The sequence below is a fragment of the Brachybacterium sp. FME24 genome (genome assembly GCF_014897705.1).
Taxonomy (GTDB): domain Bacteria; phylum Actinomycetota; class Actinomycetes; order Actinomycetales; family Dermabacteraceae; genus Brachybacterium.
The window spans coordinates 1-1112 of record NZ_JABUXV010000051.1 but is presented as its reverse complement, the minus strand read 5'-3'; the positions used below and the strand labels follow the sequence as shown (position 1 = coordinate 1112).

At 67.0% G+C, this 1112-nt stretch carries 1 protein-coding gene; it reads right to left on the bottom strand.

Going from position 1 to position 1112, the window contains the following annotated elements:
• A partial coding sequence (locus tag INT51_RS21935; RefSeq protein ID WP_193107507.1) for an IS256 family transposase occupies positions 1-1112 on the bottom strand: 1112 nt, incomplete at both ends.

The window sequence follows — 1112 nt, the reverse complement described above, 5'->3', positions numbered from 1 at the left end:
AGGACGTCGAGGCCGAGGTAGCGGCGTCCTTCGGCCCATTCATCGGTCTGTTCTGCCAGCACCGCGCCGACGAGTCGGATGATCGCGTCGCGGGTAGGGAAGATCCCCACTGAGTCGGTGCGCCGGCGGATCTCGCGATTGAGTCGTTCGGCGGGATTGTTCGACCAGATCTGCATCCAGACGTCCTTGGGGAAGCCGGTGAACGCGAGGACGTCAGCGCGGGCGGCGTCGAGGTGTTCGGCCACGTCGGGGAGCTTTTCGCCCACGTAGTCCAGGAGTCGGTCGAACTGCGCGGTCACCGCGGCGGCATCGGGCTGGTCATAGACGCTATGCAGCATCGCCTTCACGGCAGGCCACATGCTCTTGGGGCAGATGCTCATCAGGTTCGCGGCGTAGTGGGTGCGGCAGCGCTGCCAGGATGCGCCGGGCAGGTGAGCTGCGATTGCCTCGACCAGTCCGGCGTGGGCATCGGAGGTGACCAGCCGGACTCCGCCCAACCCACGTGCGACGAGGTCGGCGAAGAAGCTGCTCCACGCGGCGCCGGTCTCGCTGGTTGCCACTCGCATGCCGAGGACCTCGCGGTGCCCGTCACCATTGACTCCGGTCGCGACCAGGACGACCGCGTTGATCACCCGCCCACCCTCACGGACCTTCATCGTGAGCGCATCGGCGGCAACGAACGTGAAAGGGCCGGCAGCGTCCAAGGGTCGGTGGCGGAACTGCTCGACGTGCTCGTCGAGATCGGCCGCCATGCGACTGACCTGCGATCTCGAGAGCGAGTTGATGCCGAGGGTCTTGACGAGCTTGTCCATGCGGCGAGTGGAGACGCCGGCGAGGTAGCAGTCGGCGATCACGGTGATCAGGGCGGACTCGGCACGTTTGCGACGCTCGAGCAGCCACTCGGGAAAGTAGGTGCCGGTGCGGAGCTTGGGTACGGCGACGTCGATCGTGCCGAGGCGGGTGTCGAGGTCGCGGTGGCGGTAGCCGTTGCGCTGGACAGTTCGACCGGGGCTGGGCCGGCCGTATTCAGCGCCGGCGACCGCGTCAGCATCCGCGGAGAGGAGCTCGTTGATGATCCTTTGCAGCATCGTGCGCATCAGATCCGGGGAGGC